The 4,332-nt window shown below is 40.7% G+C and carries 3 protein-coding genes and 1 other RNA gene; all 4 read left to right on the top strand.

Annotation, left to right across the window (positions count from 1 at the left end; genetic code table 11):
- Nucleotides 1-251 precede the first annotated feature (251 nt).
- Entirely contained in the window at nt 252-1,334 is a 1,083-nt protein-coding gene (locus JCM15124_RS12260; RefSeq protein WP_024999642.1) for a leucine-rich repeat domain-containing protein, read from the top strand.
- 201 nt (nt 1,335-1,535) lie between these two features.
- Complete coding sequence (locus JCM15124_RS12255; RefSeq protein ID WP_024999641.1) at nt 1,536-2,897, top strand: dipeptidase; 1,362 nt, start codon at nt 1,536-1,538, stop codon at nt 2,895-2,897.
- Between the two features lie 192 nt (nt 2,898-3,089).
- Nucleotides 3,090-3,419 carry a nucleotidyltransferase domain-containing protein gene (locus tag JCM15124_RS12250; protein WP_024999640.1) on the top strand — a complete coding sequence of 110 codons (330 nt, stop codon included), beginning with the start codon at nt 3,090-3,092 and terminating at the stop codon, nt 3,417-3,419.
- A gap of 241 nt (nt 3,420-3,660) precedes the next feature.
- Nucleotides 3,661-4,061: a transfer-messenger RNA gene (gene ssrA, locus JCM15124_RS15570) on the top strand.
- The last annotated feature ends 271 nt before the right edge of the window (nt 4,062-4,332 follow it).

The raw sequence follows: 4,332 nt of genomic DNA, 5'->3' as shown, positions 1-4,332 counted from the left end.
GCCGGTGTAAAGAAAAGCATTGGCTACTCGAAAAAGCATCAAATAAATTTGGAACTATGGATTTTAATGTCTATATTTGCGAAAGACGCATAATTCCGTAATTGCCAATGTTTTCACAAAGTATCATGGTATTCGGTTGTTGCAGATGAACTTGTTGAACTTATTAATGCTGTTTGCACTATTTATCGGTGTTTGTATCAGAATTTATTGAATTATTAACCACGTACAGATGTACGACAAACTATTTTATTATGAAAAAGAAAATCTTATCAGGACTTGCTTGTCTGTTATTGACAAGTCTACAAATGAATGTGAAAGCGCAAGTTAAACCGTATGACTTTACCGATGGAAAGCTTTTCTACAAAATAACCGGCAAGGAAACCAAAGAGGTTTATGCTGTATCGGAAAAGCCGAGAGGAGGATATACCGTAAAACCGACGGGCGTGCTTGCAATACCCGAATCAGCCACTCATGAAGGAATTTCGTATACTGTTACCGGGATAGGGAAACAGGCTTTTTACATGTGCGATGGTCTGACATCCGTAACTTTGCCAAACACATTGAAAGCTATTGGCGACAAATCTTTCTTGGGTTGCCATGGTTTGGTGTCTGTAAAAATCCCCAATCTTGTCGAAAAAATCGGGAATTGGGCTTTTATGTCCTGCGCGCAGTTGGAAAGAATAGACGTGGAAGAGAGCAATAAAAAGTATTGTAGCAAGGACGGCGTGTTGTTTAACAAAGATGTATCGATACTGATACAATGCCCAAGTGCGAAAAAGGGAGATTATAATATTCCCGAAAGCGTAACAAAAATATCCGGACAAGCCTTTTATGGGTGCGTCGGATTGACAGCAATGAGAATACCTCACAATGTAGCATACATTGGAAACGATGCTTTTTACGGTTGTGTAAAATTGAGAACTATCAAGTGCGAGCTGAAAGAACCTTTAACGGGAGCAGCAATGGGAACAGAAGTTTTCGAGCAAGTCAGCACGGGCGACATCGGCGGTTCTTGCAAGTTGTATGTTCCGGTCGGTAGTAAAAAAGCGTATGAAGAGGCTAAACAATGGAAGAAATTCATTCCTAACATCTTGGAAGACGAGACGTTAGGAGTTGATGTAGTTTCAAATTCGGGTATCTCTGTCAGAAGCGAAAAAGGCAAATTGCTGATAGCAACAAACGGTAATGCTGCCGATATACATGTGTATAATGTGGCAGGAATGCTCGTTTACAGTTGTATTGCAGCCGAAGGAACAGATATTTCCTTGCCTGTACCGGAAGGTTTATACATCATTAAAACAGGTAACAGGCAAACGAAAGTGGTAGTGAGATAAGTACTTTTGCATACGAAGCATTGCTCTTTGAATTGCCTGCCAAACAAGAAGATGTTGTGTGCTATTTATCTAATTTAGTTTAAAGCAAGCAAAGATATTCTCTTTTCCACTTGCATTAGGAAAAAAAGTAGTATATTTGCGGTGCATTCGCTTTCGTGGCGTTGCAACTATGGAAAAAGAAATCTCAAAACATCAATGACTATGATAAAGAAATATGTAGAAGAAAACGAGGCAAGAATGCTCGAAGAGCTTTTCAGCCTGATACGCATTCCAAGCGTAAGTGCACAACCGGCCCACAAGGAAGATATGGTACGCTGTGCCGAAAGATGGAAAGAACTGCTTTTGGAAGCAGGGGTAGACAAAGCAGAAGTGATGCCTTCAAAGGGCAATCCTATGGTGTATGCAGAACGAATAGTAGACCCAAATGCCAAGACAGTTTTGGTTTACGGACACTACGACGTGATGCCGGCTGAACCATTCGAACTTTGGAAGACCGAACCATTCGAGCCGGTTATCAAAGACGGACACATTTGGGCGCGTGGAGCTGACGACGATAAAGGACAATCGTTCATTCAGGCTAAGGCGTTTGAATACATCAACAAGCACGACTTGTTGAAGCACAATATGAAATTCATCTTTGAAGGCGAAGAGGAAATCGGCTCAAGCAGCCTCGGTCCGTTCATCGAAGAGCACAAAGAGCTGTTGAAGTGCGATGTTATTCTCGTATCGGATACATCGCTTATCGGTGCTGACGTACCTTCTATAACAACAGGTTTGCGCGGTTTGGCTTACTGGCAGATAGAGGTTACAGGTCCGGATCACGACCTCCATTCCGGTACATTCGGCGGTGCAGTGGCTAATCCGGCGAACGTTCTCTGTAAGTTAATAGGCGATGTAACCGGTCCTGACGGCAAGATACGCTTCCCGGGATTTTACGACGATGTTGAAGAAGCGTCAAAAGAGGAGCGCGAACTCGTTGCTTCTATTCCTTTCAACGAAGAAGAATATAAGAAGTCGCTTGGTATAAAGAATATTTTTGGCGAAGAAGGATACAGCACAATCGAACGTACAGGCTACCGTCCGTCGTTCGATGTATGCGGACTTTGGGGCGGCTATACCGGCGAAGGTGCAAAAACCGTAATTCCTTCAAAGGCATACGCAAAGATTTCTTCACGTCTTGTACCACATCAGGACTACAAGAAGATTGGTCAGCTCGTTGTAGACTATTTCAATAAGGTAGCTCCCGATACCGTTAGCGTGAAAGTAGAAATGCTTCACGGTGGTTATGGCTATGTTTGTCCTATCGACTTCCCTGCTTATAAAGCTGCTGAACGTGGCTTTGAAACTGTCTTTGGCAAGCGTCCGTTGCCTGTTCGCATCGGTGGAAGCATTCCTATTATCTCTACATTCGAGAAGTTGCTCGGTACAAAGAGTGTGCTTATGGGCTTTGGTTTGGAGTCAAACGCAATCCACTCTCCAAACGAGAACATGCCGATAGACCTTTGGAAGAAAGGCATCGAAGCCGTTATCAACTTCCACTTGGAATACGATAAGGAAGCGTAAGAATACTTTCTGTATTAAAAATAAAACATAAAAGTAAATTTAAGAGAACACTGAAAAGGTTGAACCTGTGTATAAAGGTTCAACTTTTTCAGTGTTTTTGTACCAAAGCAGCTGTTTTATCATAGTTTATAATAGAAAATATAATACAGCTGAAAAGTTGCAGATATATAAAAGTTTCTTTATCTTTGCATTATGAGTTCACTATCCGTAAGAAAAAAAGTGTTTGAGTCTATTCTCCAAGTTGCAAGACAGATTAGACCTAAAGGCGGAAAGATTATTCTTTTCGGCTCGCAAGCTCGTGGCGATTCAACTGCTGATTCGGATTGGGATATTCTCATATTGGTGGACAAGAAACAGATTGAGTCTGTCGATCATGACAGATACAGTTATCCTTTTTGGGAATTAGGCTGGAAACTTGATGCAATGATTCACCCACTTATCTATACAATGGAAGAGTGGAACAAGCGTACACGCTCTTCGTTTTTAAGCAATGTTGAATTAGACGGAATAGAACTATGCTGACATCTGAAGAGCGCAGAGCCTTATTAACCTATCGCAGAGAGAAGGCAAAGAATATTTTTGAAGAAGCTAATAAACTTTGTATAAGGAATTGTTTAGCAAAAACACCAATAACTTCAGAAACATTTGGTACTCTCAAAAAAAGGTTATACATTTGCAGAACATTATTAATTAATGGTACGGAATATAGGATAACGACTGCAAAAGCTGTTTGTTTTTCGGTATTTCGATATTTATATACAATGGGCTTGTATGGATTTGACGGCAAGACGAAATGGTATGTAAGCATGCGGAGCGTGGGTGGCTGGCTCCTAAATCTCAGTTATCGAACAATTAATTGGCGAAAACAATTACGCTCTCGCTGCCTAATCGAAGTACAGTAGATTACCGGCTTTATTCAACTATCAGATAGTTGAACGAGACATCGCTCCAAAGATGTTGTTCCGAATCGGAGGATTCAGCGGTGCAGGTTAAATCGGAAATAGTTTGGGTACGCCTCGATGACCAAATGAAATTTATGAGGATAAGGCATTGGTTGGTGGTTCAGGTCTTGCCAATGCTCGAAAACCAAAGGCTGAAATAAGCATGTAGAAAGCGTATGGTTTCCTTGTGCGGACCGGAGTTCGACTCTCCGCAGGTCCACTAAAAAGAATTGATGGTTGATGTAGAATCATCTATTGAGACCTCTGTAAAACCCAATCAAAACAACGAAATAACAAATGCAATTTGTTGTTTGTCAGTAACAGTGTTTTGGTAAAGAATGGGTTTTGCAGAGGTCTTACTGTATAGTTTTTTGTAATCACTTATTTTCTTCCTGCAATTACTGTCTGCCATATAAAATGGTTTTTGTTTTTAGTGTTGATGATGTTTTTTATAAAAAAAACTTGCGTATTTCAACAAAAATCTTTAATATTAC

This window comes from Prevotella falsenii DSM 22864 = JCM 15124, from assembly GCF_000613945.1.
Classification (GTDB): domain Bacteria; phylum Bacteroidota; class Bacteroidia; order Bacteroidales; family Bacteroidaceae; genus Prevotella; species Prevotella falsenii.
Note: the sequence above shows the minus strand (reverse complement) of the source record. Positions and strands in the feature narration are given on the sequence as shown.

What these genes read in the sequence shown, in the direction of transcription:
- JCM15124_RS12260 (WP_024999642.1), top strand. Translation starts at nt 252, where the DNA reads ATGAAAAAGAAAATCTTATCAGGACTTGCTTGTCTGTTATTGACAAGT.
- JCM15124_RS12255 (WP_024999641.1), top strand. Translation starts at nt 1,536, where the DNA reads ATGATAAAGAAATATGTAGAAGAAAACGAGGCAAGAATGCTCGAAGAG.
- JCM15124_RS12250 (WP_024999640.1), top strand. Translation starts at nt 3,090, where the DNA reads ATGAGTTCACTATCCGTAAGAAAAAAAGTGTTTGAGTCTATTCTCCAA.